Source organism: Propionivibrio limicola (genome assembly GCF_009469695.1).
In the GTDB taxonomy this organism is placed as follows: Bacteria; Pseudomonadota; Gammaproteobacteria; order Burkholderiales; family Rhodocyclaceae; genus Propionivibrio; species Propionivibrio limicola.
Map to the genome: position 1 here is coordinate 127,811 of NZ_SSSR01000004.1, position 25,749 is coordinate 153,559.

At 58.6% G+C, this 25,749-nt stretch carries 25 protein-coding genes; 17 read left to right on the forward strand and 8 right to left on the reverse strand.

The genetic code is table 11. The features are described from left to right. Positions 1-37: 37 nt before the first annotated feature. The 3 genes from GH659_RS05680 (at position 38) to GH659_RS05690 (ending at position 3,396) form a co-directional block, all read left to right on the forward strand. A complete protein-coding gene (locus GH659_RS05680; RefSeq protein ID WP_153110007.1) occupies positions 38-493 on the forward strand; it encodes a peroxiredoxin in 456 nt (151 codons plus the stop codon). 45 nt (positions 494-538) lie between these two features. Next, positions 539-1,969, forward strand: a complete 1,431-nt coding sequence (locus GH659_RS05685) for a PhoH family protein (RefSeq protein ID WP_153110009.1) — start codon at positions 539-541, stop codon at positions 1,967-1,969. 149 nt (positions 1,970-2,118) lie between these two features. Beyond that, positions 2,119-3,396: a transglutaminase-like domain-containing protein gene (locus tag GH659_RS05690; RefSeq protein WP_153110011.1), complete on the forward strand. Its 1,278-nt coding sequence runs from the start codon at positions 2,119-2,121 to the stop codon at positions 3,394-3,396. Between the two features lie 8 nt (positions 3,397-3,404). Here the strand turns inward: GH659_RS05690 and GH659_RS05695 are convergent, their stop codons facing one another. The 4 genes from GH659_RS05695 to GH659_RS05710 form a co-directional block, all read right to left on the reverse strand. Further along, positions 3,405-4,811, reverse strand: coding sequence for a DUF1302 family protein (locus GH659_RS05695; RefSeq protein ID WP_153110013.1), 1,407 nt, complete (start codon positions 4,809-4,811; stop codon positions 3,405-3,407). Between the two features lie 96 nt (positions 4,812-4,907). Further along, a complete protein-coding gene (locus tag GH659_RS05700) occupies positions 4,908-5,234 on the reverse strand; it encodes a thioredoxin family protein (RefSeq protein ID WP_153110014.1) in 327 nt (108 codons plus the stop codon). Between the two features lie 62 nt (positions 5,235-5,296). Further along, entirely contained in the window at positions 5,297-6,187 is an 891-nt protein-coding gene (locus GH659_RS05705) for an HDOD domain-containing protein (protein ID WP_153110017.1), read from the reverse strand. A gap of 54 nt (positions 6,188-6,241) precedes the next feature. Further along, entirely contained in the window at positions 6,242-6,487 is a 246-nt protein-coding gene (locus tag GH659_RS05710; RefSeq protein WP_153110019.1) for a hypothetical protein, read from the reverse strand. 30 nt (positions 6,488-6,517) lie between these two features. On the opposite strand from GH659_RS05710, the gene GH659_RS05715 reads away from it, so the two are divergent. The 5 genes from GH659_RS05715 (at position 6,518) to ettA (ending at position 12,682) form a co-directional block, all read left to right on the forward strand. Next, entirely contained in the window at positions 6,518-7,408 is an 891-nt protein-coding gene (locus tag GH659_RS05715) for a transporter substrate-binding domain-containing protein (RefSeq protein WP_153110021.1), read from the forward strand. A gap of 19 nt (positions 7,409-7,427) precedes the next feature. Next, complete coding sequence (locus GH659_RS05720; RefSeq protein ID WP_153110023.1) at positions 7,428-10,367, forward strand: hybrid sensor histidine kinase/response regulator; 2,940 nt, start codon at positions 7,428-7,430, stop codon at positions 10,365-10,367. A gap of 84 nt (positions 10,368-10,451) precedes the next feature. After that, entirely contained in the window at positions 10,452-10,802 is a 351-nt protein-coding gene (locus tag GH659_RS05725; protein WP_246167731.1) for a glycine cleavage system transcriptional repressor, read from the forward strand. A 31-nt stretch (positions 10,803-10,833) separates the two neighbouring features. Beyond that, positions 10,834-10,977, forward strand: a complete 144-nt coding sequence (locus GH659_RS15030) for an ACT domain-containing protein (protein WP_246167733.1) — start codon at positions 10,834-10,836, stop codon at positions 10,975-10,977. Between the two features lie 40 nt (positions 10,978-11,017). Then, entirely contained in the window at positions 11,018-12,682 is a 1,665-nt protein-coding gene (ettA, locus tag GH659_RS05730) for an energy-dependent translational throttle protein EttA (RefSeq protein ID WP_153110025.1), read from the forward strand. Here ettA and GH659_RS14775 read toward each other — a convergent pair. Further along, the gene (locus GH659_RS14775) at positions 12,672-12,842 is read right to left on the reverse strand and encodes a hypothetical protein (RefSeq protein ID WP_170285830.1); all 171 of its coding nucleotides are present in this window, start codon (positions 12,840-12,842) and stop codon (positions 12,672-12,674) included. The genes ettA and GH659_RS14775 overlap by 11 nt on opposite strands. Between GH659_RS14775 and GH659_RS05735 the strand changes: the two genes are divergently transcribed. The 3 genes from GH659_RS05735 (at position 12,841) to GH659_RS05745 (ending at position 17,565) form a co-directional block, all read left to right on the forward strand. Next, positions 12,841-14,478 (forward strand): sensor domain-containing diguanylate cyclase, encoded by a 1,638-nt coding sequence (locus GH659_RS05735; protein ID WP_170285831.1) that lies wholly within the window; start codon positions 12,841-12,843, stop codon positions 14,476-14,478. The two genes, GH659_RS14775 and GH659_RS05735, sit on opposite strands and share 2 nt — an antisense overlap. Positions 14,479-14,555: 77 nt before the next feature. Next, positions 14,556-16,427, forward strand: coding sequence for a molecular chaperone DnaK (gene dnaK / locus GH659_RS05740; RefSeq protein WP_153110030.1), 1,872 nt, complete (start codon positions 14,556-14,558; stop codon positions 16,425-16,427). 34 nt (positions 16,428-16,461) lie between these two features. After that, positions 16,462-17,565, forward strand: a complete 1,104-nt coding sequence (locus GH659_RS05745; RefSeq protein WP_153110032.1) for a DnaJ C-terminal domain-containing protein — start codon at positions 16,462-16,464, stop codon at positions 17,563-17,565. A 198-nt stretch (positions 17,566-17,763) separates the two neighbouring features. On the opposite strand, the gene GH659_RS05750 is transcribed toward GH659_RS05745, so the two are convergent. Next, positions 17,764-18,372 carry a hypothetical protein gene (locus GH659_RS05750; RefSeq protein ID WP_153110034.1) on the reverse strand — a complete coding sequence of 203 codons (609 nt, stop codon included), beginning with the start codon at positions 18,370-18,372 and terminating at the stop codon, positions 17,764-17,766. A gap of 59 nt (positions 18,373-18,431) precedes the next feature. Continuing rightward, a complete protein-coding gene (locus tag GH659_RS05755; RefSeq protein WP_211364117.1) occupies positions 18,432-19,433 on the reverse strand; it encodes an SLAC1 anion channel family protein in 1,002 nt (333 codons plus the stop codon). Between the two features lie 197 nt (positions 19,434-19,630). On the opposite strand from GH659_RS05755, the gene GH659_RS05760 reads away from it, so the two are divergent. After that, the gene (locus tag GH659_RS05760) at positions 19,631-20,488 is read left to right on the forward strand and encodes an MBL fold metallo-hydrolase (RefSeq protein WP_153110036.1); all 858 of its coding nucleotides are present in this window, start codon (positions 19,631-19,633) and stop codon (positions 20,486-20,488) included. 13 nt (positions 20,489-20,501) lie between these two features. Here GH659_RS05760 and GH659_RS05765 read toward each other — a convergent pair whose 3' ends face one another. Then, positions 20,502-21,722, reverse strand: a complete 1,221-nt coding sequence (locus GH659_RS05765; RefSeq protein WP_153110038.1) for a hypothetical protein — start codon at positions 21,720-21,722, stop codon at positions 20,502-20,504. A 189-nt stretch (positions 21,723-21,911) separates the two neighbouring features. On the opposite strand from GH659_RS05765, the gene GH659_RS05770 reads away from it, so the two are divergent. The 5 genes from GH659_RS05770 (at position 21,912) to GH659_RS05790 (ending at position 25,747) form a co-directional block, all read left to right on the forward strand. Next, the gene (locus GH659_RS05770; RefSeq protein ID WP_153110039.1) at positions 21,912-22,343 is read left to right on the forward strand and encodes a tautomerase family protein; all 432 of its coding nucleotides are present in this window, start codon (positions 21,912-21,914) and stop codon (positions 22,341-22,343) included. A 45-nt stretch (positions 22,344-22,388) separates the two neighbouring features. Then, a complete protein-coding gene (locus GH659_RS05775) occupies positions 22,389-23,015 on the forward strand; it encodes a class I SAM-dependent methyltransferase (protein ID WP_153110041.1) in 627 nt (208 codons plus the stop codon). An 8-nt stretch (positions 23,016-23,023) separates the two neighbouring features. Then, complete coding sequence (locus GH659_RS05780) at positions 23,024-23,716, forward strand: Crp/Fnr family transcriptional regulator (protein WP_153110043.1); 693 nt, start codon at positions 23,024-23,026, stop codon at positions 23,714-23,716. Positions 23,717-23,793: 77 nt separating this feature from the next. Continuing rightward, positions 23,794-23,985 (forward strand): YgaP family membrane protein, encoded by a 192-nt coding sequence (locus tag GH659_RS05785; RefSeq protein WP_153110045.1) that lies wholly within the window; start codon positions 23,794-23,796, stop codon positions 23,983-23,985. Between the two features lie 103 nt (positions 23,986-24,088). Next, positions 24,089-25,747, forward strand: a complete 1,659-nt coding sequence (locus GH659_RS05790) for an FAD-dependent oxidoreductase (protein WP_170285832.1) — start codon at positions 24,089-24,091, stop codon at positions 25,745-25,747. Positions 25,748-25,749 lie beyond the last annotated feature (2 nt).

The following is a 25,749-nucleotide window of genomic DNA, read 5'->3' on the forward strand; positions in this document are numbered from 1 at the left end:
TCCAGAAGCGCTTTTGACACCAGAAAGGCCTAATTCAATGATCAACAGCATTGTCAGCGATTTCGAATTACCCGCCACCGGCGATCAACACTTCAAGCTCTCTGCCAACCAGGGGAAAACGGTCATCCTCTACTTTTATCCGAAGGACAGTACCCCGGGCTGCACAACGGAAGCCCAGCAATTCCGCGACCTCCATGCCGAATTCGAGCAGGCGGGTTGCGTCATCGCCGGTATCTCCCGCGACAGTCTGCGTTCGCATGAAAACTTCAAAGCCAAACAGGAGCTTCCGTTTGCGCTGATTTCCGACGCTGAAGAGCAGCTTTGCAGCCAGTTCGGGGTCATCAAGGAGAAAAAAATGTACGGCAAACTGGTCCGGGGCATCGAGCGCAGCACCTTCGTGATCGACAAGAGCGGCGTACTCAGACACGAATGGCGCGGCGTCAAGGCGCCCGGGCACGCACAGCAAGTGCTGGATTTCGTAAAAACGCTTTAACTTCATCAACGCCGACGCCAACATCCAACATTCGGAGACACACTCATGGTTCAGAAGCCTGCAGCCAAGACCAAGCCAAAGAAAATCACGGCGCCGCACACGAAGCTTTTCGTCCTCGACACCAACGTTCTGTTGCACGATCCGACCTGTGTTTATCGCTTCGAGGAACACGACGTTTATCTGCCGATCAAAACGCTGGAGGAACTCGACAACAACAAGAAAGGCCTCTCCGACGTTTCGCGCAACGCCCGGCAGGTCTCCCGCACACTCGACGAAATCGTCTGCAGTCAGGAAGACAGCATCCAGAACGGGATCGCCCTGTGCGAACTCTCCCACAAACTGGCCAGCGGTCGCCTCTTCCTGCAAACCGAAGCCATCTCGAACGAATTGCCGAGCGGACTGCCGACGGCCAAATCGGACAACCAGATTCTCGCCGTCGTCATCCACCTGCAACGCCTCAATCCGAATCGCTCGGTCATCCTGGTGTCGAAAGACATCAACATGCGCATCAAGGCGCGGGCGCTCGGTCTCGAAGCGCAGGACTACTTCAACGACAAGGTGCTGGAAGACATTGACCTGCTCTACAGCGGCGTCCGTGAATTGCCGGCCGATTTCTGGGATAAACACGGCCAGGGCATGGAATCCTGGAAGCAGGAAAGCCGCACGCTCTATCGCGTCAAGGGGCCGCTCAGTGCCAAGCTGCTGGTCAATGAATTCATTTACCAGGAAGGACCGCAGCCGCTACACGCCATTGTTCGGGAGGTAGCGGGAAAAACAGCCCAGTTCGAAACGCTCATCGACTACACGCATCCGAAAAACAGCGTCTGGGGCATCACCGCACGTAACCGCGAGCAGAACTTCGCTCTAAACCTTTTGATGGATCCGGAAATCGATTTCGTCAGCCTGCTCGGTCAGGCCGGAACCGGAAAAACGCTCCTCACCCTGGCCGCCGGATTGACGCAAGTGCTCGAAGCGAAGCGCTACTCGGAAATCATCATGACGCGCGTGACGGTACCGGTCGGCGAAGACATCGGCTTCTTGCCGGGAACAGAGGAGGAAAAAATGGGGCCATGGATGGGCGCGCTCGAGGACAATCTCGAAGTGCTCAACAAAACCGACAACGAAGGCGGCGAATGGGGCCGCGCCGCAACACAGGATTTGATTCGTAGCCGCATCAAGATCAAGTCGCTCAACTTCATGCGCGGTCGAACCTTCCTCAACAAGTTTCTGATTATCGACGAGGCGCAGAACCTGACGCCGAAGCAGATGAAGACGCTGATCACCCGCGCCGGCCCCGGCACCAAGGTCGTCTGCATGGGCAATATTGCGCAGATCGATACCCCCTACCTGACCGAGGGAAGCTCCGGATTGACATACGTCGTCGACCGTTTCAAGGGATGGAGCCATTCGGGCCACATCACCCTGCAACGCGGTGAGCGTTCCCGCCTCGCTGATCACGCGGCGGAAGTGCTCTAAACTGCGGCAGTGCTATACTCCGCCGCCAGTCGTGCCCTCCGGCACGGCTGATCCGTTTTTACAACCCATAGCCCGCGGCAAGCAACCTGGCGAAGTTCGTCAGGTCACCATTCGCCGCTGCAAGGCTCAAGAATTCAGGAGAGTCGAGCTTGAAACGACGCGACTTCCTCGCTGCATCGGCAGTGCTTTCCTTCTTCACTGCAATCCCGGCGCTCGCCGCCAACAAAAAGAAAACGCCAGGCAAGCAGACAACAAAAAAGACATCGGCAAAAAAAACGACAAGCCGCAGCAAACCTTCGGCGAAAAAGGGTAAAAAAAGCAAAACCACAACGCGAAGCGTAGCCCGCCCGGCGCCCGAACCTGCCCAAACAGCGACCTACACCCCGCAACCGACCGAGGCGCCGAATGTCATCAGTCTTCCGGACGAGAAACCTGCGCAGTGGAAAACGTACGACATACGCACCGAAATAACGCTCAACCGGATCAACGGCAAGGTTCGCCTCTGGGTACCGCTCGCCCAGTACCGGGACACGCCTTGGGAACGCTCCTTCGGCCATAGCTGGCAGGGCAACTTCCAGAGCGCCGGCATCTACCGTGACCCGATTGCGGACATGGAGGTTTTTTACGCAGACTGGGCCGATGGCGGGACCCAGCCGCAACTCCACCTGACAAGCCAGGTAGCGACACAGGACCGCAACTTCGACATCACCCGGCGCGGAGCCATCGCCGAGAGAGGTGAAGTCCTGCGCCGCAACCTCCAGGAAACTGCGCTTGTCCCCACCGACGGCATTGTCCGGCGGACCGCCGAGCAGGCAATTGGACGTATCAAAGACCCCTTGGCACAAGCGAAGGCGTTATATGACTGGGTTGTCGATAACACTGAATATGACCCGGCGCAAAACCGCGTCGGTCATTCGAACATCGCCACCTTGCTCGAAAGCGGCAAGTTCCACGGGCGGAGCGCCGACATCGCCCTCCTCTTCGTCGGGCTTTGCCGCTCGATGGGCATCCCGGCGCGCCCCGTCTTCGGGCTGCGCCTGGATCGATCAAGACTGTTCGGCAGCCTCGGTGCCAGCGGCAATCTTCAAACCGCGCAGCACTGCCGGGCCGAGTTTTACAGCCCAGGCTATGGATGGATTGCCGTAAACCCGGCCGATGTGCGCAAGGCGATTCGCGACGAAGGCTTGAGCAGCAGCGACTCCAGACTGACCGTTCTCAAGAAGCTTCTATTTGGCTTCTGGGAAATGAACTGGATCAGCTTTAACGCAGCGCAGGATGTCGCCCTGCGCGATTCGACGGGAAGCAAGCTGCCCTTTTTGCTTTACCCGGTCGTGGAAACGAATCAGGGCCGGTTCGACAGCATGGACAGCAATTTAATGACCTATCGCGTCACGGCCAGCCGTTCGGACTACGAAACGACCGGGTAAAACACGCCTCAGAAAGCATAACGCAGTTCCGCATAGATGCGGTCGTTCTTGTCATAGCGCCCGAACAAGCCAAGTTCGGGCCCTTTGAAAATATCGATCCCCGTCACCAGCCGCCAGTTTCTTTCGAACGCCCAGGAGACTTTCGGCCGGAACAGCCAATCGGTGCGATTCAGACTGGCGATCCATAGCGCTTGTGCTTCGACCTTGTCGGTGAATTTGTGATTCAACAGCAAGCTGTATCCCTGCTCCCGCTTGTCGGAGATCAAGTCCGGATCGTGATCGAAGAACGTGCGCTCGAATAGTTGAACATTGAACCGCGTATCGGCTGGCAACGTAAAATCCAGACCCAGCGCCCAATCAAGCGTATTTTGCGCTACGACACCATCGACATCGCTCAGCCGGGTCACGCTGAACCGACGGCCTCGCGTATAGACAGTCTCGGCCTTGAGCACGACATCCCCAAAGTCCTTGGCAAGCGTGCCACCATATTGGCTGATCCGATCGTGCCGAGCTTCGTAGATGAACGTTCCGGGAACGCTCGTCGCATCCCGATAGAAAGTCGGCGAAATGTCCATGCTCCGGTAAGTGAAGCCGGAGACATCCCAGCCATTCGCGAGCATCGACAACCGCAACCCATAATTGGTATTCGAGAGATTTCTCGTCGGAATATCTTCATTGCGATACTGAACATTTACGCCGGCCGGCTGCCATTGATGCGGGAAAAATTCCGCCCCGGGCTCGCCAATCTTGTCGTAAATGGCGACCGGAATCCACAAGAGTTCAGCGTGGAAATTGTCTTTGAAATATTCGGTACGGGCAGCCCATTGCGTAATCCTCATGGTATCGAATTCCGGCAGGATGAACTCACGCATATCCCGTGCAGAAACAACGTCGGCAAAAAACAGACCGACCATTTCCCCCCAAACCACGTGCTGTTTCCCGAAACGAAAATCCAGGTCTCCGGTCGAGACATCGAGATAATTCTCGCGCAGATCGAAATAGAAACGCTGGTCGTCGGCGACATCCCCTGGGTAAAAATCATCGATGCTAAAGACTGCGTCGTAATTCAAACGAGCCCCCAGCTTCCACTTGACGCCACCGCCCAGGTTGCCTTGCGAACTCAGATCAGCCCGCGTAAGCATTTTTGACCACTGCCCAGGCGACTCGAAAACCCGAGCCAGTTCGAACTGGAGATAGCCTTTTACGCCCGTCCCCGCTGATGGAGTTTTTTGTTCCTTGTCGCCAAACAAATCATCACGATCAAAAAAGACATCGTCCTCAGCGTCAGTGGACGGTAGTGATCGTTCGACAGCAGAGGCGGCAAGGGGTATGGATAAAAGCGCTACAAACAGGAGGAGGACATCTCGGAGAAACACGTTCGTTCGCCTGTTGCGCTTCCAAAGCAAACTGTTCATGCCAATTTCCTCATAGCAGGTCACCACCGGCCGTAGCCGGAGAAGCAAAGGCCAGCCGGGACTTCTGAATGACTCCGAAACGCCATGTGATGCAACTCACGTTCGATCCGGCGCCAATCCCGCCAGTGCCAGGGTAATAGCTTCGGCATTCGTGGGGCGAACGAGGCGTTCGATCTCTTGCCCATCCTTGAGGAAAACAAGCGTCGGCCAAAGCTTGATGCGATACGAACGCCCTAACGGCCGCCCGGGGCCATCTTCGACACGGATGTGGCGTACGCCCGAATAAGGCGCGAGTGCTGCCGCAACCAATGGAGAAGCCGCCTGACAGTGGCCACACCAATTGGCACCGAATTCAAGGACCACAACTCCGGGAATGGCATCGACGTCTGCTCTGCCGAGTTCTTCGTTAGCGTAGGGATTCATACACTTCTCCAAGTTGGGAGGGTTATGGACAGGACGCCACCAATCCGGGCCACGGCGCCTTCTCAGTTGAAAGTTGCCATGATTTCACGTGCATCGGCTTCCACTTCAGGCATGATTGTGGCGAATTCACTGCGAATCTGCTCGAAGACATTCGTTCGTTCTTTAGCCTGGTCTTCCTCGTCTTCGAAATACACCCACTCGTGGGAAATACCAGCCACGATATTGGCCACGTAGACGACATCGCTGAGGGTATTCAACCTGATCGGCAACGGTCTGGGACGATCATGATCCACCGTCGCCTCGACAATCTCCTCGGGCAAGCCCAGGGCATTGAGCAGCGTCACGCCGATCCCCTCGTGCCACTGCATGATGAGATGCTTCACCGTATCAGGACGCATCCGGAGTTCGGGATACTGGGCGGCCCGGTAAAGCATGTAAAAAGCCCCAAGATCATGGACAAGCCCCGCCAGCATCGCTTCATCGGGGTTCACGCGCGTGCGGGTACGTGCAAGATGACGTGCAGCGGCGGCCGTCGTGATGGTGTGCTCCCATAGCAGATTGGTGAAATCGCGGAACTGAACGAGTTCTTTGGCATGCACGATCTGCCCCATGGCAATTGCCAGCGTTGTAGAGCGAACCACCTTGATGCCGAGACGGGCAATCGCGGCGGGCACATCGCGTACCGGACTCCCGCTCGCGTTATAAAACGCCGAATTGGCGAGCCGCATCAGCTTGGAAGCCACCAACGGCTCCACGCCGACCACGGCAGCTATCTGTGGAATGGACACATCGGGGTTCTGCAGCTCTTTACGTAGCCGCAAAGTGACGTCAAAGCAGGTCGGAAAGACCACATCGCCGGCCAGTTCCCTGGCAATGTCTTCGAGCATCCGGAAACGTTGGGCGTTAAGCGCTTCCCCGACCTTGTTTTCTTCTGGATTATCTTGCGTAGTCATCGTAATTTTGTACTTGCCGTATTCGGAGGATTCAGAGGAAAAGGCAGTGCATCTTCAGGCACCGGGCGAAAGCGGATTTACCCCCGGCGGACATGATTTCGAATTCAATCTTAGCATTTCCATTACCAACGCAATCGCTCCGATTTTCCGGGAAAATCCCGAGAGAAACAGGATTGCGAAAGGATTGCCGCCAACAGCTTTTGCGCGGCATGCTATATTGATATGCTGTTCGGCAACGCCAGTCCGCTGCTTACCAAATGCCCATTGATAGAGCCAAGATGATGTCGAGGACTTGTTCATAATGAAAGCCATCCCGCAGGGCCTGGTTCCATGAACCTCTGCATCAAAAAAGTGGTGTTGTGTCTGTTTGCGCTGATCAGCCTTAGCGCCAGTGCGCAGGATCTGGCCGAAATCCGCTCGCGCGGAGTATTGCGTCACCTTGGCGTACCCTATGCACGTTTCGTCATCGGCAACGACAGCGGCCTTGATGCCGAAGTCATCCAGCTGTTTGCCAAACACATCGGCGTTCGCTACGAATACGTGCCCACCGATTGGCACAACGTGATCGAAGATCTGATCGGCCAAGGCATTCAGTACAAACCCGTCGTGCACGCTCACGGCAGTCGCCCGATCAAAGGAGACATCGTTGGCAACGGCCTGACCATCCTGCCAGCACGTGAGGCGTTGATCGATTACTCGGTACCGACATTCCCCTCGGCCGTCTGGCTGCTTACACGCGCCGATTTTCCGGTTGAACCGATCAAACCGAGCGGAAACATCACCACCGACATCGAGGCAACCAAGGCAAAACTTACGCATGGTTCCACGTTCGTGATGGAAAACACTTGCCTTGATTCGAAAGCATACGGCCTTGATGGCAAGGGCTATCGGTTGCTTCAATTCACCAAGAGCATCAACCTCAACGACATCGTTCCGGCCGTTCTCAAACGCGAAGCCGACATGACGCTACTGGACGTGCCAGACGTGATCGTGGCAATGGAAAAATGGCCGGGGCAGATCAAGATTATCGGGCCTGTTTCCGGCGAACAGCGCATGGGCATCGCCTTCCGCAAAACATCTCCGGCCCTGCGCCAGGCGTTTAACGAGTTTTTCGTCAAGCTGCAAAACGACGGAACCTACATGAGACTCGTCAAAAAGTACTACCGTGCAGCGCCACGCTACTTGCCGGATTACTTCCGCAACATCCCTGGCGAACGCTAGGACCCTGACAGTCGTCGCCATGCTCCAACTACTACGGCATTACAGGAAAAGCGTTTTTACCTTTCTTCTTTTCATCGCCTATGCCGGCGCTGTTTTCTGGAGCAATTACGATTCCCTCCAACAACTGCAAGCCAATGCCCAACTGCAGTTCAGGATGGAGACGGAAAAGCAGGCATCCGCCATCGCCTATTTCTTCTCGGAGCGGCGCAACGACATCGAAGGACTGGCCGAATCCTCAGTCATCACCAATTTTTTCGTCAACCACGATCTTGGCATGAGTTACCAGTACGGCCTCGGGGTTAACGTTCAGTTGATCGAAGACAATTTCGAGCGCCTGGCCGGCCACAGGCGAGTGGGGGCCGAAGCACCTTATACCGGCTTGTTGCTCGTGGATAACACAGGGGACCCCGTCGCCAGCTGGAACGCGCCTGAAATTCCAGGCGCGCTCCGGAAAACGCTCTTTCCCGGCAATTCGCCAGACCATCGGTCTTCACGTACCCTGCTTGGGGATCGAACCGGAGAAATATTGATCACCGCTCCGGTTTGGATGAACGACGCCTACCGCGGCGAACTGATCGCCTGGATCGATGCAGACACGAGTCTGGCGCAGTTCGGGCAAACCGGAACAAGTTTGCACAGCGTATTGGTCGACCGCCGGAACGGCTCCCCGCTGCGGCCCGGAAGCGACTTGGCGAAGCAGCTGGCTCAGTATCCACCGGAAAAAAACCTTCTTACGCCCGCCGGCGTAAGCAATCAGGCGTCTCTGCACGATTTTGGGCCGGATCATGTCCTCGCCCGCGTCGAGATCAAGAATACGCCGCTTGCCTTCGTCTCCGTTTCCCAAAAGACGCCAGTGAACAACGGCATGGCGCGACTCTTCGTCATCGCCGCCGCCGTCGTCCCGCTCATCGTGATCCTTGTCGCCTTCCTTGATGCACTCGAACGGCGTCGGCTAGAGCATATGCAGGAACTCGCGCGACGCGAAGCCGAACGACTGGCCAAGGCACGGAGTGAATTTCTGGCCAACATGAGCCATGAAATCCGCACCCCCATGAATGCCATCATCGGCCTCGCCGAGTTGTGCCTCGCAACGCAGCCTGACCGCAAGCAACGCAACTATCTGACAAAAATCCAGCGCGCTTCGAATTCCCTGTTGCGCATCGTAAACGACATCCTTGATTACTCGAAAATCGAGTCCGGGAAACTCGGCATCGAACAGGTTCCGTTCGATCTCGATCAAGTGCTCGATGATCTGAGCGCAATTTTTTCCGAGCGCGCCGGCAAGAAGTCGATCGAACTCGTGTTCGATACGGATGATTCCTGCCATCGGAATTTCATTGGTGACCCACTACGCATCGAACAAATTCTCATCAACCTGATCGGCAACGCCATCAAGTTCTCCGACCAAGGCACTATCGCTGTGCGCCTGCGTTGCGAAGCGGTCGATGAATGCCAAACCAGGCTGAACGTGGAAGTGATTGATGAGGGCATCGGGCTTTCGCGCAATCAATTGAACCGCCTGTTCAGCGCCTTCGCCCAAGCCGACACAACGACCACGCGGCGCTACGGTGGGACCGGACTTGGCCTCGTCATCAGCAAGCGGCTCGTCGAATTGATGGGCGGTCGCATTCGGGTCAAGAGCGAGTCGGGCAAAGGCAGCAATTTCCGTTTTTACATCACGCTCGGCGTCGGTAGCGGAGACGAAGCGCCTCTTGATCTCCGGCGCCGTAATCTGTCCCCCCATGCCTCAAAACCGGTTCTGCTCATCGACGACAATCCGCTTTGCCGCACCACCCTCGCCAGTCAACTAAAACGGCTCGGACTGGACGCCGAAATCCATGCATCCGGGGCAGAAGCGCTGCGCGCCGTGATGCGTGCCAGCGCGCCGGACTATCTGGTGGCACTGGTTGATCACCAGATGCCCGGACTCAACGGCGTCGAAACCATCGAACGACTCAAAACCTTCTGGCAAAACAAACACCCTGCCCCGCCAATCATTCTGATGACCGACCTCAGTCACAAGGAAGCGGAAGCAGCGACCAGTCTCTCGGACAGTCTGCTCCTCAAGCCGGTGACCAGTAGCCGCCTCTTTGCAGAAATCGCCCCCTTGATCGGCATTGAATACCGGGAAGAAAGCGCCGAAGCCAACGGCATGGAAGCGGATATCAGCGGATTGAACGGTCTCGACATTCTTCTCGTCGACGACGCACCGCTCAATCAGGAAGTCGTACGGGACATGCTCGTTAATGCCGGGGTCCAGGTGCGCATTGCGAAGAACGGGCGAGAAGCCATCGAATTCATTCGTCGGCAACGCCCCGATGGCGTCCTCATGGACTGTCAGATGCCAGTCATGGACGGTTACGAAGCCACCCGCCAACTGCGCGAAGACGCGCGGTACCGCGATTTACCGATCATCGCCCTCACCGCCAACGTTCTGCAAACCGAAAAGGAACGCTGCATGCAGGCGGGCATGAACGACTACCTCTCGAAGCCGGTCAGTTCCAGAGCGCTTTATACCGTCCTCGCCTCAGCAATCGATAAAACACGAACACCACGGGCAATCGTACCAGGCGATACCGCTCCGTCTGCCGCCAACGCTCTCGATCTTCCGGAATTGCGCGGCATCGACAGCCAGTTGGGTTTGCGTTACGCGAATGGCAAACCGGTACTCTACCGAAAACTGTTAAAGCTCTTTCACGACACTCATGGCCGGGAATTTGAATCCGGATTCAAGAGCGCGCTCAGCAAGGACGAATGGGACACCGCCACCCGCCTGGCGCATTCGCTCAAGAGTGCGGCGAAGACGATTGGCGCCATCGACCTCGGCAATCTCGCCAAAACGCTTGAGGATGCGTGTCGGGAACGCGAAGCAGACACCATCCCGGGGATTCTTGAGCGGCTGCTGAACGAGATGCGAAACATCTGCGACGGACTTTCAACGATCGCTCCCGAGCAATAACGGCACGCCAAACGGCGATAACAGACAATCCGGTACAATTCGCGCATTTCGCGTTCGTCCCCGTCCACTCGTCAGGAGCCGTCCATGAGCACCTCTCTCGTATTGACCGCCATCGGCAACGATCGCCCCGGCCTTGTCGAGCAACTGGCCAAGGTCATCAGCGACCATCAGGGCAACTGGCTCGAATCATCGATGTCGCATCTCTCGGGAAAATTTGCCGGCATCGTTTGCATCAGCGTTCCGAACAACGGGATTGAAGCGCTGACGGCCGCGCTCGCCGGAATTGAAGGGCTGCGCGTGATCTCGGAGATATCGGAAGACGCAGGAAGCGCCAGCAAAGCACGTCGCCTCAAGCTCTCCCTGGTCGGCCATGATCGCATCGGCATGCGTACGCGAAGTTTCCCAAGTACTCGCCCGTCACGCGGTCAACGTTGAAGAACTCAACACGCATACAGCAAGCGCCCCGATGTCGGCCGAAGTCCTGTTTCACGCCACGGCCGAACTGACCGCTTCGCCCGGACTCGACACCCACGCTTTGACCCGCGATCTCGAACTCCTGTCGAACGACCTGATGGTCGACATCACGCTCGACGAAACCATTCGTACCTGATTTCACCCGATTCACCACTAAACCTTTACCGCATAAGAACATGGCTCAATACGTAATGTCGATGCTCCGCGTGAGCAAAATCGTCCCGCCCAAACGGCAGATCATCAAGGACATTTCCCTCTCCTTCTTCCCCGGCGCCAAGATTGGCCTGCTCGGCATCAACGGTTCGGGCAAATCGACCGTCCTGCGCATCATGGCCGGCGTCGATAAGGAATACGACGGTGAAGTCCAGCATCTGGCCGGCATCCGTGTCGGCTACCTGCCGCAGGAACCGCAGCTCGACCCGGAAATGACGGTACGTCAGGAAGTCGAAAGCGGCATGGGCGAAGTCATGGAAGCGCAGGCCAAGCTGGAAGCCGTCTACGCCGCCTACGCCGAACCCGATGCCGATTTCGACAAGCTCGCCGAGGAACAAGCGCGGCTCGAAGCGATCATCGCCACCTCGGGCTCCGACACCGAGAACCAGATGGAAATCGCCGCCGACGCGCTGCGCCTGCCGCCGTGGGACGCCGTTATTGGCAAGCTTTCGGGCGGTGAAAAACGCCGCGTCGCGTTGTGCAAATTGCTGCTGTCCAAACCCGACATGCTGCTGCTCGACGAACCGACCAACCACCTCGACGCCGAATCGGTCGAATGGCTGGAGCAATTCCTCTGCCGCTTTCCCGGTACCGTCGTCGCCGTCACCCACGATCGCTACTTCCTCGACAACGCCGCCGAGTGGATTCTCGAACTCGACCGTGGCCACGGCATCCCGTGGAAAGGCAACTATTCAAGCTGGCTCGAACAGAAGGAAGAACGGCTAGAACAGGAGCAGAAACAGGTCGACGCCCACATGAAGTCGATGAAGCAGGAACTCGAGTGGGTACGGCAGAACCCGAAAGCGCGCCAAGCCAAGAGCAAGGCCCGCCTGGCCCGTTTCGAGGAACTCTCGAATGTCGACTACCAGAAGCGCAACGAGACACAGGAAATTTTCATTCCGGTCGGCGAACGCCTCGGCAACAAGGTCATCGAATTCAAGGAGGTCAGCAAATCCTTCGGCGACCGCCTGCTCATGGACAAGCTCTCGTTCAACGTACCGGCCGGCGCCATCGTCGGCATCATCGGTCCGAACGGCGCCGGCAAATCGACGTTGTTCCGCATGCTCACCGGCCAGGAAAAACCGGATACGGGCGAAGTCGATATCGGCGAGACCGTCAAACTCGCCTACGTCGATCAGAGCCGCGATTGCCTCGACGGCACCAAGACCGTCTTCGACGAAATTTCAGGCGGTGCCGACATTCTCACCGTCGGCAAGTATGAAACCCCGGCCCGCGCCTATATCGGCCGCTTCAACTTCAAGGGCGGCGACCAGCAGAAATTCGTCGGCCAACTCTCCGGCGGCGAACGCGGCCGCCTGCATATGGCCAAGACGCTGATTTCCGGCGGTAATGTGCTGCTGCTTGACGAACCGTCCAACGATCTCGACGTGGAAACCTTGCGTGCGCTGGAAGACGCGCTGCTTGAATTCGCCGGCAGCGTCATGGTCATATCCCACGACCGCTGGTTCCTCGACCGCATCTGTACGCACATCCTGGCCTGCGAAGGCGATTCGCAGTGGACGTTCTTCTCCGGCAACTACCAGGAATACGAGCAGGACAAGATCAAGCGCCTCGGCCAGGAAGGCGCCAAGCCGAAGCGGATCCGCTACAAGCCGATCACCCGCTGACGATCGGACGAACAGGCAAATCTTCGATCACGAGGCAGACGTCGGTGTGGGCGGCACCGACGTCACGCTGGCCGAAGCGTTTGCCGGCGGCGATGCAGACGCGCAGTGCCCACGAGTCCACAACAATAGTCAGGCGCAATAAACTGGACGCACCCACCATGTTCCCCGCCCAATTCCTCGACCTGCGGACGCTACTCACGAGCAACGTCGCCAGCATGCTGATTTGTTTCGTCGTTATGGCCGCCGTTTGGCGAAGCAATCGGGGACGAGTGCCGGCGACAAGCTATTGGCTCCGTAGTCTTGGCATCCAGTTCGTATCGTTCCAACTGTTTCTGTTGCGCGGGACTATCCCCGATGCGCTGTCGATCGTAGTCGCCGCCTGGCTCGTCACGACGGGTTTAATGCAACTGCTCGCCGGATTGGCGCTGTTTCTCGATCGGCCACTCTCCCTGAAACATGATTATGTGCTTCAGACGATATTCGTGATTCTCCACGCCTATTTCACCTACGCTGACCCAAGCCTGTTCTGGAGATGCATCAACTACTCCGCCGTCCTGACATGGTTCAGCCTCGAATGCGTCTGGCTGGTACTCAGGACGCCTGCAGAACGGCGATTGGGCGCGCAATTCCTCGGCGGCGTGATGATCGCCTATGCCCTGCTCTTCGCCGGGCGAATCATCTACTACGTGTCTAATCCACCCGGTCCGGATTTCTTTCACGCAAGTGCTTACGATCTGGTGATGTACCTCGGGATTCAGGTCTTGGCGGTGTCGCTGACCTTTAGCTTTGTTCTGATGGTCAATCGCCGATTGCATCACGACCTGAGTATGGACATCGAAAAGCGCCGACAGGCGGAGGAAGGCATGGTCCTGAACATTTCCCGTCTGGCACGCGCCGAGTTGGCCTCCAAGACGGGCAACTGGGAACTGCACCTTGATACGCGGACGATCACTAGCTCTCCCGGTGCCGTCAAGATTTACGGCCTGTCAGCCTCCCGATTCGACTACGAAGCCATCAAGACCATACCGCTACCCGAATATCGCCCCGCCCTCGACGCGGCAATCGACAACCTGATCCAAAAGGGACTCCCCTATAACGTTGAGTTCAGAATCAAAACGGCGGATACGGGCGAGTTGAAAGACATTCATTCGATTGCCGAATTCAACCCGGCACAACGAACCGTCTTTGGGATCATTCGGGACATCACTGAGGAAAAGCGGGTCGAGTGCGAACTCGAACGCTTGGCGCAAATCGATCCCCTGACCAGCGTCCTTACCCGTCGGCACTTCATGACGCTAACCTCCCGGGAACTGGCCAACGCCACCCGCTATGGAAGCAAACTGTCGGTGCTGATGCTGGACATAGACTATTTCAAGCAGGTCAACGACACCTACGGCCACCAAACCGGCGACACCGTTCTGCAAAGGCTGGGAGAGATATTTCATAGTGTTTTGCGCGAGGTCGATATCGTCGGTCGTTTCGGTGGCGAAGAATTTGCCGTGGTGCTTCCACAAACCCCGCTGCTTCAATCGTTCGAAGTAGCTGAACGCTTGCGGCGAACCGTCGAATGCTGCGAAATTCCGCGCGAACACGGCTTGCCGGTGAAGATCACCGTTTCGATCGGCATAACGGAACTCGATGACGCGTCGGACAATATCGATACGTTGCTGGCCCGTGCAGACAAGGCGCTTTACGACGCTAAACACCAAGGTCGTAATCAGGTCTGCGCCTACGAAATCCATTCGGACTTGCAAGCGTTGGACAAGTCCCCTGATCAGGAGAGCTTTGCCCGATAACCAGAAAACCTCGGCCTATACTGAAAACCGAAGCGCATCGAAACAACAAGTTCGAACAAGTTCGGCGAGGTGACACCATGGCAATCATCGGTATCGATCTGGGTACATCCAACTCGGCGGCGGCAGTCCTGCGCGGTGGCCGGCCGGTCCTGATTCCCAGCGCCGAAGGAGTGAGCCTCGGCGGAAAAGCATTCCCGAGTTATGTCGCAATCACCACCGACGGCCAGATGCTGATCGGCGAACCGGCGCGGCGGCAAGCAGCGGCCAATCCGGAAGGGACGACCACGGCGTTCAAGCGCCGCATGGGCACACGTGATCGCGTGCGTCTGCACGACCGGGAGTTTTCGCCGGAACAGTTATCCGCCTTCCTGCTGCAAAAGATCAAGCGCGATGCTGAAGCCTTCCTCGGCGAGCCGGTGACAAAGGCGGTCGTCACCGTGCCGGCGTATTTCGACGACAACCAGCGCAGCGCCACCAAGGACGCGGCCGGCATCGCCGGGCTGGAAGTCGTACGGCTGGTCAACGAGCCGACCGCCGCATCATTGGCCTACGGACTCGACCGTGCCGGGCAGGAACTGCGCATCGCCGTCATCGACTTGGGCGGCGGCACGCTCGACGTGACGATCATGGAGTTCGGCAAGGGCGTGTTCGAGGTCAAGTCCACCAGCGGCGACACGCGGCTCGGCGGCACCGACATGAACCAGGCGATTTTCGAGGCGCTGGCCCAGCGCTTCTATGAGCAGAGCGGCATCGACGCGCGACGCGATACGAAAGCCGCCGCACGGCTGATGGAGGCGGCGGAAATCGCCAAGATCGAATTGTCGACGAGCGTCACCACGCACCTCAGCCTGCCGTACATCGGCGTCGTCGGGGGCGAGCCGAAGCATCTGGAGATGGATCTCGGGCGCGCCGATCTCGAACGTCTGGTGGCCCCAGTGATCGACCGTTGTCGACAGCCGGTCGAACAGGCTCTGCGCGATGCCGGCCTCAGCGCGTCGCAGGTCGACCGCATCGTCTTCGTCGGCGGGCCGACGCGCATGCCGGCCGTGCGATCCTTCTTCGAGAAAATGTTCGGGCGCAGCGCCGAGATGGGCGTTGACCCGATGGAATGCGTGGCCTGTGGCGCGGCGATTCAGGCCGGCGTGCTGACCGGCGAGGTGCAGGACATCGTGCTCGTCGACGTGACGCCGCTGACGCTCGGCGTCGAGACCCTCGGCGGCGTGGCGACGCCGCTGATCGGCCGCAATACCCCCGTGCCGGTCAAGAAAACCGAGACCTTCACCACCGCTGCCGATCTGCAGACCTCGGTAACGATTCACGTCTTTCAGGGCGAGCGAGCGATGGCGGCGGATAACGTCAGCCTCGGCGAATTCAACCTAGACGGCATCCCGCCGGCGCCGCGCGGCGTGCCCAAAATCGAGGTCAGCTTCGATATCGACGCCAGCGGCATGCTCGACGTCTCGGCCAAGGACAGGGCGAGCGGGCGCAGCCAGTCGGTGCGCATCAGCGGTTCGATGCGGCTCTCACGCGACGTCAAGGAACGCATGGAGAAAGAGGCCGATCAGTATGCCGAGGCCGACAAGAAGCGGCGCGAGGAGGCCGAAACGATCAACGACGCCGATAGCCTCTGCTATCAGGCCGAGAAAGTGCTCGCCGATTTCGCGGACAAGCTGACAACAGAAATGAAAGACCGTATCGAACAGGCGCGTCGCCAGACGAAGGAAGCCTGTAACAAGCGTGACGCGACGTTGGCCAAGGAGGAGGCAGAGAAGTTGCGCAAGGTGCTGAAGGAGGCCGGCACGGTGATCTATGCCTCGACGCAGCCGCCGGGTACCGGCCCGTATCAGGAGGTGCGTTCGGGGCAAGGCGTGCCACCGGGGGACGCGGAAGCCGGCGAGCCGCGCTCCAGCGCGGGCGGCGGGCGCGTCGTTGATGCCGAATATCATTGATGCAGCCTTGGACTGAAGGCGGCAGGAGGCTGTCATGGCCGACGCGAAACGCGATTACTACGAAGTACTCGGCGTGCCGCGGGATGCCGATGCGAAGGCGATCAAGGACGCTTTCCGCCAACTCGCGCTGAAGTTTCACCCGGACCGCAATAAAGCGCCAGACGCCGAAGCACGCTTCAAGGAAATCGCCGAGGCCTACGCCGTGCTTTCCGACCCGAAGAAGCGCGCCGACTACGATGCTGGCGGTTTTTCCGGGCTGGGCGGCATGCGGCCCGAGGACATCTATGGCGGCATCGACTTCGAGAACCTGTTTGGCGGCCTCGGCTTCGACTTCGGTGGCGGATTGTTCGAGCGTTTTTTCGGCGAACGCCGGCGCAAGAGCGGACCGCCGCGCGGCGAAAACCTCGAGGTGGTCTTGCGCGTGCCGATCGAACGGGTGTTCACGGGCGGCGACGAGGCGGTGCATATCGAACGCTGGGTACAGTGTCCTGCCTGCAAGGGCAGCGGGGCGAAGGCGGGAACGTTGCCGCGCACGTGCGAAACCTGCCACGGCAGCGGGCGGCAGGTGAAGAAAAGCCAGGACAGCAACGTTTTCTTCGAGCAGGTGACGGTGTGCCCGACCTGCGGCGGACGCGGCTTTTTCATCGACGATCCGTGTCCCGCCTGCCAGGGGCGGGGGCAGACGCTGATTGCGGAGAAACTGACGGTCAAGGTGCCGGTTGGTGTCGACGAAGGCATGGTGCTGCGCATCCCCGGTCATGGCGTCGCCGCGCAGGAAGCCGGTGGGACGCCCGGGGATCTGTTTGTCATCGTTCATACACTGCCGCATGCGCAGTTCAAGCGTGATGGCTCGGATTTGTGGTCCGTACAGGAACTCTCGTTGACCGACGCCGTACTCGGTACGCAACTGCAGATACCGACGCTGGATGGACCGACCAGCGTGCAGGTGCCTCCCGGCACCCAGCCTGACACCGTGCTTCGTTTGCGCCACAAGGGGTTGCCGAGCTTTGGTCACAGCGGGCGCGGTGATCTCCTGCTGCGCATGCGACTGGTGGTCCCCGAGCATCTCTCCGCGGAGGAGCGCAAACTCTACGAGCAATTGCGCCAGATTGCGCGGGGTCACGCCGCAGGAGGATGACGATGGTCGTTTCCCGGTTCGAGCCACGCGCGCATCGAGAAGGCCGGCGCCAACCTTGCTCCCTACGACGCCTTGTCCTCAACCTCTTTCGCCTCGACTGGGAGATATGCATGACTTGCACGCTCCCGATTTGCATTCAAATCAACACAGACCAGAAACTTTTTGAGATTCTTTTCTGGAATCAGGAGGCAGAACCTTTTATCGGTCAGCCACAGTCTGCGCAAACACCCCCTGCAACCATGCAAGATCGTCAGCGAGCGTGAGCGGATCATTATCGCGAATACCCCGGAATGGCACATTCAGCCCCCGTGCGCCAAATTCGCTTTGCAACGCCTGTATCAACAGGCCCGAATCCGGAGAAGGAATGGTCTCTCCGTTATGCACGGCACAACCGGGACTCTGATGGTTGCCGCCAAGAACGGCCAGCAGCGTATTCCCCCCCGCCAGCTGCACCTCAACCCGATCCGCCACATCGGCCGCAATTCTCCGGCAACATGCCCGCCCATGCACCGTGTCCATCGCCTCCCGGAGAGACTGACCGGGCTTTCGCTGCCTGCTGGCCCCCAGTGCCGCAACCTCCGGGCACGGCATCTGCAGCATTCCCACTTGATATTTCTGGCATAAACCGACAACTTCGCCATTCATCGCCGGGAAACGGGCCGCCCCTCTATCGCGCGCGTTCTGATTCAGGATGCACTCGATGACGACAACGAAGCGGCCAGCTCGATTATCAGAACACGAATTGACGCCAATCCAGCGCGCGACGCGGCTCTTTATTTTCCCCAACAGGACATCGAAAGACGACACGCCTTTTCTCCTGCTTTACGTTGCGCCCGGCCCAAAGGAACGGGCGCGATCCTGGTCAGCTACTCCGGTACGCAAATCGCTTTTCGCCGAATAGCGCCCAAGGTTTTAAAAATCAACACGGTCACGACCACGCTGACGAGGCCCAAGAGCGCGACGCCCAACCCGTTGAAAACCGTTACGCCGGAGCGTTTCGCCATCAACAGCGTGGCAATGGTCATTGCTGCCAGCGGAAATGAATAAGCCCATGCGGAAACATAAAAGCCCACCTGAAGAAAGCGCCTCGCGTTGACGCCAAGCAGCAAGAACAGAAACAGCGCCGTGTAATAAAGCACACGCGAAAAACCATCGACTTCCGGCACCAGCCCACTGTAGGCGATAAATCCAACGGCCGGCGGCGCGATGAAAATGAACAGGGTGGGCAGCAGTTTGGAAGGAATCGGATCGTGGAAGAAAACGCGGTACAGCACGATGGTCATCAGAACGACCCAGAACACAATGCCAACGCTGAAATAGAACCACGAAATTTCGGGTGAGGCGAACTTCACGCCGACAATCGGCACAAACAGATTGCCGACGACCGGGATGAACCAGGCCGGGTTGGCATGTTTGATGTCGTAATGCGTGTGGTACATCCAGCTACTCAGGATAAAGACGGTAAACCCAAACTGCACCAACGTGCCCACGAGCCACAAAGCAAACGACAACAATGGAAAAGTCTCCAGCCAGACGACCGCTTGCAGCAAAAGACCAATCGATATGGCGGGAAAGAAATTGACGCGCACCGGATGCTTCCACTCGCCCGCAACCGCTTGAGGATAGCGCAACAACTTGGCTCCATAAGCAAAGGCCAGCACGATGAAAATGGCGCCGGCCAAACCACCTATTATTTGCCAGATCACGCACGGTACGCCGAACATCGCGCTCGCCTTCTGCCACGCGATGGCGAGGCCGCTCACGCCCATGACGATGGAAAACAACGAAACAGGCAAATGCGCGAGCCGCATCTCCCCTGTGTTTTCCGGCACGTTTGCCGCTTCCTGTACGCGTTCTGAACCTGCCATTATTGCTTCCCTTTCATCGGTTGGTCAGTGGTAACCGGCTATCTGTCGATTACCCATTACGATACTTACGATGGTGATAAACAGTCGCCAATTTATTTCCATTCCTGATTGAATGCAATTTCTTTTTCTGGCATATGCTAAATTCTTGATCCTCAAACTTTCACAACCGCCACGCCAAGCGCAGGGGGAATCAGGATATGCCACCCAAACTCATTCAAATCACGCTGATTGCCGACAATGAAGTCATGCCCGGCCTTATTGCCGAACACGGCTTCGCCGCCTGGATCGAAACGGGCGACACCGCCCTCCTCTTCGATACCGGCCAGGAACAGGCACTTGAGCACAATGCCCGGGCGCTCGGCCTCCACCTTGACCAAGCCGATGCATTGATCCTCAGCCACGGCCACTACGATCACACCGGCGGCCTGCCCACCTTTCTCGCGGCCAATCACAAGGCACCGGTTATTTTCGGGAAAGGTGCGACGGCACACCGTCTCAGTTGCCACCCCGACCAACCGCCCAGAGCGATCGGCATGAAACCCGCCGTGCTGGACGCACTTGCCGCGTTACCGCCGGCTCGCCGGATCGAAATCAGCGCGCCGTACCTTCTTCAACCGGGTATCGGCATCAGCGGACCGGTCCCGAGAAGCGTGCCGTTCGAGGATACCGGCGGGCCATTCTTTTTCGATGAACAGAAGCAGCAGCCAGACCCGATCATTGACGACCTCTCGATGTGGTTCGAAACGACTGACGGCCTGGTGATTCTGACCGGCTGCTGCCACGCAGGATTGATCAATACCGTCGGCCATATCCGGGCGGTGTCGGGTATCGACCGGGTGCGCGGCATCATCGGCGGGCTGCACCTCAATCAGGCGTCCGACGCTCGAATTGCCGCCACCACGCGCTTTCTCGCCGAGTGCAAACTCGATTTCCTGATCCCCTGCCACTGCACCGGTGCGCACGTCGCCGAACACCTGCAGCAGACATTCGGGGCAAACATCGTCAAGCCCGGCCATGCCGGACAGACGATTCAAGCAGGAAACCTGCGGAACTGACCACTGGCATCGCTCAAGAGCGCGTCGAGCGCGCGGCCAGCCACGTCGCGCCAATCGCCAACGCCGGCACGGCCAGTGTCACGCCGACGTTTCCGAGCATTCCCGGCGCCAGCAACAAGAGCGCGCCAAGTCCGGCCATCATCAGTCCGGAGAGCAGTTTCAGCAGCCGCCCTTCGCGCTCGCTCAATTTACGGGCGCCCATGGTGCGCACGAAGGCCAGAACGATCGCCATTAGCGGCAGGATATAAACCACGTTGTACAGGGCCAGGTACAGGTAATGCGGCGTGGCGCTGCTTTCCTGCAGCGTGAGCAGGCGCGTGAAGAGCATCGGCAGGCCGGCCGTGCACAGCAGTTCGTAGAAATTGGCGGCAACGGCCAGAACGATGGTCGTGACAATCATCGCCGGCAGACTGCCCGCGCCGAGAATGCGCCGCGCCCGCTGAAAAACATCGGCGCGCCCTTCCGCCGAAATGGACAGCGTCACACCCTCGTGGAAACGCATGAAGTCCTTGATGTTGATGGCGCCCATCACCAGCGCCAGCAGTCCGGCCACAGCCGTCACCCAGGGCAGGCTGCCGAGCAGCAGAAAGAGATTGAGCCAGGCGGCCATGAAGGCGAAATACATTCCCCCGGAAAACGCGACGAAGATGCCGCCGATAACCAGCATGCGCCGCCCATTCTGCTGATGCACCAACAGCGAGAGCAGGAAGAGGAGGACGAAAAACGCGCACGGATTGAACGCGTCGAGGGTGGCCAGCAAAATTGTCAGCAGCGGCAGGGAAAGGCGGGCGGGATCGATGGCGCCAAGTAGCGGCAATTTGAAGCCGTCGATGCTTTGGCGTGCGACATTATCCTCACTCCCCTGCTTTCGACATCGTTCGAGTCGGGCAACGAAAGCGCTCACACCCGCCGGCGTCGCATCGAATCCGGTTTCCATCGTCCCGCAGTAAATCAGTGACGGCACCGCCTGCGCCTTCTGACCGACCTGTTCGGCCAATTCAACGAAGCGCCGGACGTTCTCCGGATATTCGCTGAGTTCGTAGTCGTACAGTTCGATCCAAGGATACCGCTTCGCCAGATCGAGAATCGGCGGCCGGGCGTCGAGACAATGCGGGCATTGCTTGGACCAGAACAAATGGACAGGCACCGACCTTGGCACGTCTGCAGGCGGATCGGCAGCGAAGGCCAGTAAATGCAACAGACACAGGAACAAGAGGCAAACGACTTTACGCATGGTGGTTCATCTCACAAGAATCCCAGACCACCCACGCGGGGAAATACCACCACGCGGATCGGGGAGCGATTTGCTTTTCATGATGTTTTTTTTGGCACAGCCAAAATTGGCTTATGCTAATAATAGAATATTGATTTTCGTCTCAAACCAACACCACCATCTAAAACCCGACAAATTGGGGAGACCATCATGCCCATTCTCAACATTCATCTTGTTCAAGATCGCTTTGACGCCGCCACAATACAAAAGCTCTTGCTCCGTTGCAGTGAGGCGTTCGCAGCGGGACTACGCTGCCCGGTCGACCGGGTTCGTGTCTTTGTCACCGAGCATAAGCCCGACTTCTACTGCGTCGGCGGCAAATTTGTCAGCGATGGCGCGGTGGCCGCCCCCTATTTTTCGTTCATGGTTCTGGAAGGTCGTTCGCTTGAAGATCGGCAGCATCTGTTGCGAACTTTTACCGACATCATTGTCGAGATGCTTGACGTACCAAGGGAGAGCGTGCGCGGCGGGGTCGTTCCGGTTTCACCGGAAAACTGGAGCGTCGCAGGCGTTCCGGCCAGCATTCTGCGCCAGAGCGAAATCGAAGAAAGGCGCAAGACGGCGGAACAGAAGGCTCCATAAGCCAGGCATGCAAACCTCCCGATTCCAATAGCGGCTACAGCGACCATGAACACATCAACTTCAACACCAAGCTTCGACGAACGCGCCAAACTCTGGGACGCCGATCCGATGAAAACGGCTCGCGCACAAGCAGTCGCCGATGCCATTCTCGCCAATGTCCGGCCCACTGAAGGAATGCGCGGCTTCGAATACGGCTGCGGCACCGGCCTGCTGAGTTTTTGCCTGCAAGAGCATTTGCAGCACATAACCTTGGCCGACAGCTCGACCGGCATGCTTGAGGTGCTGCGCGAAAAAATTGCCGCGACCGGCTGCAAGAACATGGCGTCGGTGCAACTCGACCTGACCACCGACCCGTTACCGGATGAGCGGTTTGACATCACCTATTCGCTGATGACGTTCCACCACATCCCCGGCACCGATGCCATCCTGCGCGATCTTCACGCCCTACTCGCTCCTTCGGGCTACTTGTGCATCGCCGACCTCGACAGCGAAGACGGCTCATTCCACAGCTACGAATTCCATGGTCACAAGGGATTCGACCGCGATGACCTGGCGCGGCGCGCCGGGGCGGCTGGCTTCCGCAACATCCGGTTTTCGACCGTATTCACGATCAGAAAAGGCAGCCCGGAGCGGGAATATCCGGTGTTCCTGATGATCGCCGAGAAAAACTGAGGCCGCGCATGACCGATAACACAACGCAACCGCCACTATCGCCGGTTCAGTGCAAGCAACTGCTGGACTTGTATCCCGTGCTGGCCAGTCTGGCCGAAAAGGACCTGGAAACTTTATTGCAATCGGCAGCCATCATGAACGTGCCGGCCGGTGTGCAGCTGTTCGGCGAACATCAACCCTGCATGGGATTTCCCCTGTTGCTGGAAGGCAGCATCAAGGTCGTCAAGCTGTCGAACAGCGGCCGTGAACTGATGCTCTACCGCGTCACACCGGGAAGTTCGTGCATCATTTCCTCCAGTTGCCTGCTCGGCAAGAGCGACTACAACGCGCGGGGCATCGCCGAGACGCCGCTGGTGCTGATCGTTTTGCTGGTACCCGACTTTTCCCGCCTCCTGCTCGAATATCCGGCTTTCCGCGATTTTGTCTTCCACCTGTTCGCCGAACGCATCGGCGATCTGATGCAACTCGTCGACGAAGTTGCCTTCGCCCGGCTTGATCAGCGGCTGGCGAAGCGTCTTCTCGTCAGCGACGAAGCCGTGCTGCACATCACGCATCAGCAGCTGGCGGACGACCTTGGCAGCGTGCGTGAAATCGTCAGCCGCCTGCTGAAAGGCTTTGCCGCTCAGGGCCTCGTGTCGCTCGCCCGCGAGCAGGTCAGAATCACCGACCGCGCCGGACTGCAAAGCCTCGCGGCTATGTAACCCAGGTCACATACACAGCCATTTTCGTTTCCTACAATGAAACCACTTTCACACGTGGCATAAACAGGAGGCGCATCATGAAAAGCAACGTTGGCGGTATCGACAAAGTACTTCGCATCGTCGTTGGCGCGGGCCTGATCGGCGCTACCGTCGCCGGCTTCCTGCCCGTCTGGGGCTACATCGGCGCCGTGCCGCTGCTGACCGGTCTGCTGGGCTGGTGCCCGTTGTATCCGCTGCTCGGGATCAACACCTGCCCGACCAAAAAATAAGCGTTTTCCGTTATTGGCCGCGTGATCGCCCTGCGGGCGAACCGCGGAGCCCTTCTTTACCCTCAATTTCCATCTTCATCTTCGGAGAAATTCAGTGACCCCAATGAACATCCTCGTCGTCGGTGGCGTAGCCGCCGGGGCTTCCTTTGCTGCACGTGCGCGGCGCCTCAACGAAGCCGCGCAAATTACGATCATCGAACGCGGCCCGGATGTTTCCTTCGCCAACTGCGGCCTGCCCTACCACATCGGCGGGGAGATTCCGACCCGCGACGTACTCGCGGTTCAGACTGCCGAATCATTGAAGGGCTTGCTGAACCTCGACGTTCGCACGAACAGCGAAGCCGTCGAGATCGATCGGGCGGCCAAACGCGTGCGCATCAGGAACTTGGAAACCGGTGCCGACGAATGGATGGCATACGACAAGCTGATGCTCGCCCCCGGCGCTTCGCCGCTGCGCCCGAATATGCCGGGCATCGGCGACCCGCGGATTTTCACCCTGCGCAACCTGCAGGACATGGATCGCATCATGGCTGCAACCGAAGAAGGCATGCGCGCGGTCGTGATCGGCGCCGGCTTCATCGGTCTCGAAATGACGGAACAGTTGCAACGCAAGGGGCTGACCGTTCAACTCGTCGAACTGCAGCCACAGGTCATGCCGCCGCTGGATGCGCCAATGGCGGCGTTGCTGGAAAGCGAATTGCGCCACAACGGCATCGGGCTGCATCTCGGCGACGGGATCGAGCGCTTCACTGGCGATAGCGACCACGTCCGGTGCCACCTGAATTCCGGCGCCGTTCTGGAGGCCGATCTGGTCATTCTGTCGATCGGCGTCAAGCCGGACAGCGAACTGGCAAAGGATGCCGGGCTGCAACTTGGCCCGCGCGGGCATATCGTCGTCGACGGCTTCCAGCGCACTTCCGACCCCGACATCTACGCGGCGGGGGATGTCATCGAAACGCTCGACCGCGTCATTCTGGGTAGCAAGACGGCCGTGCCGATGGGTGGCCCCGCCAACCGGCAAGGGCGTGTCGCGGCTGATCACATATTCATGCCGGACAAGGTTCGCCCCTACCCGGGATCGATCGGTACCGGCATCGTCCGCGCCTTCGAGGCCGTCGCCGGCATTACCGGCTGGAGCGAGAAGCGGCTGGCCGCCGCCGGGATTCCGTTTGAAGCGGTGACCGTCAATGACAGCCATCACGCCACCTATTACCCCGGCGCCAAGCCGATGACGCTCAAAATCTGCTGGGATCCGGAAAGCGGCCGTTTGCTCGGCGCCCAGGCGAACGGTTTTGAGGGCATCGACAAGCGCCTCGACGTGCTGTCCACGGCCATCGTCGCCGGCATGACCGTCGACGACCTGTGCCATCTGGAACTGGCGTATGCGCCGCCGTTCGGGGCCGCCAAGGACGCGATCAACCTCGCCGGCTTCGCCGCCTGCAACCGTCGGGACGGGCTGGTCGAACACATCGAAACGCTGCCGGATGATCCGGCCGTGCAAGTCGTCGATGTGCGCGGCAAGCCGCTCGCTGACGCGTTCCCGGCGCCGGGCAAGATCATCAACATTCCTTTCCCGATGCTGCGCTCGAGCCTCGACAAACTGGATCGCACACGGCCGGTTGTCACCCTCTGCGCGTTCGGCAAGATGAGCTATTTCGCCGCGCGTGTCCTCAAGCAAAACGGCTTCAACGTGGCGAGTTTCAACGGCGGATTGAAAGGCAGCGTCGATCCGCGTTCGCCCGCGAAATTGCCGAATCCGTGAGG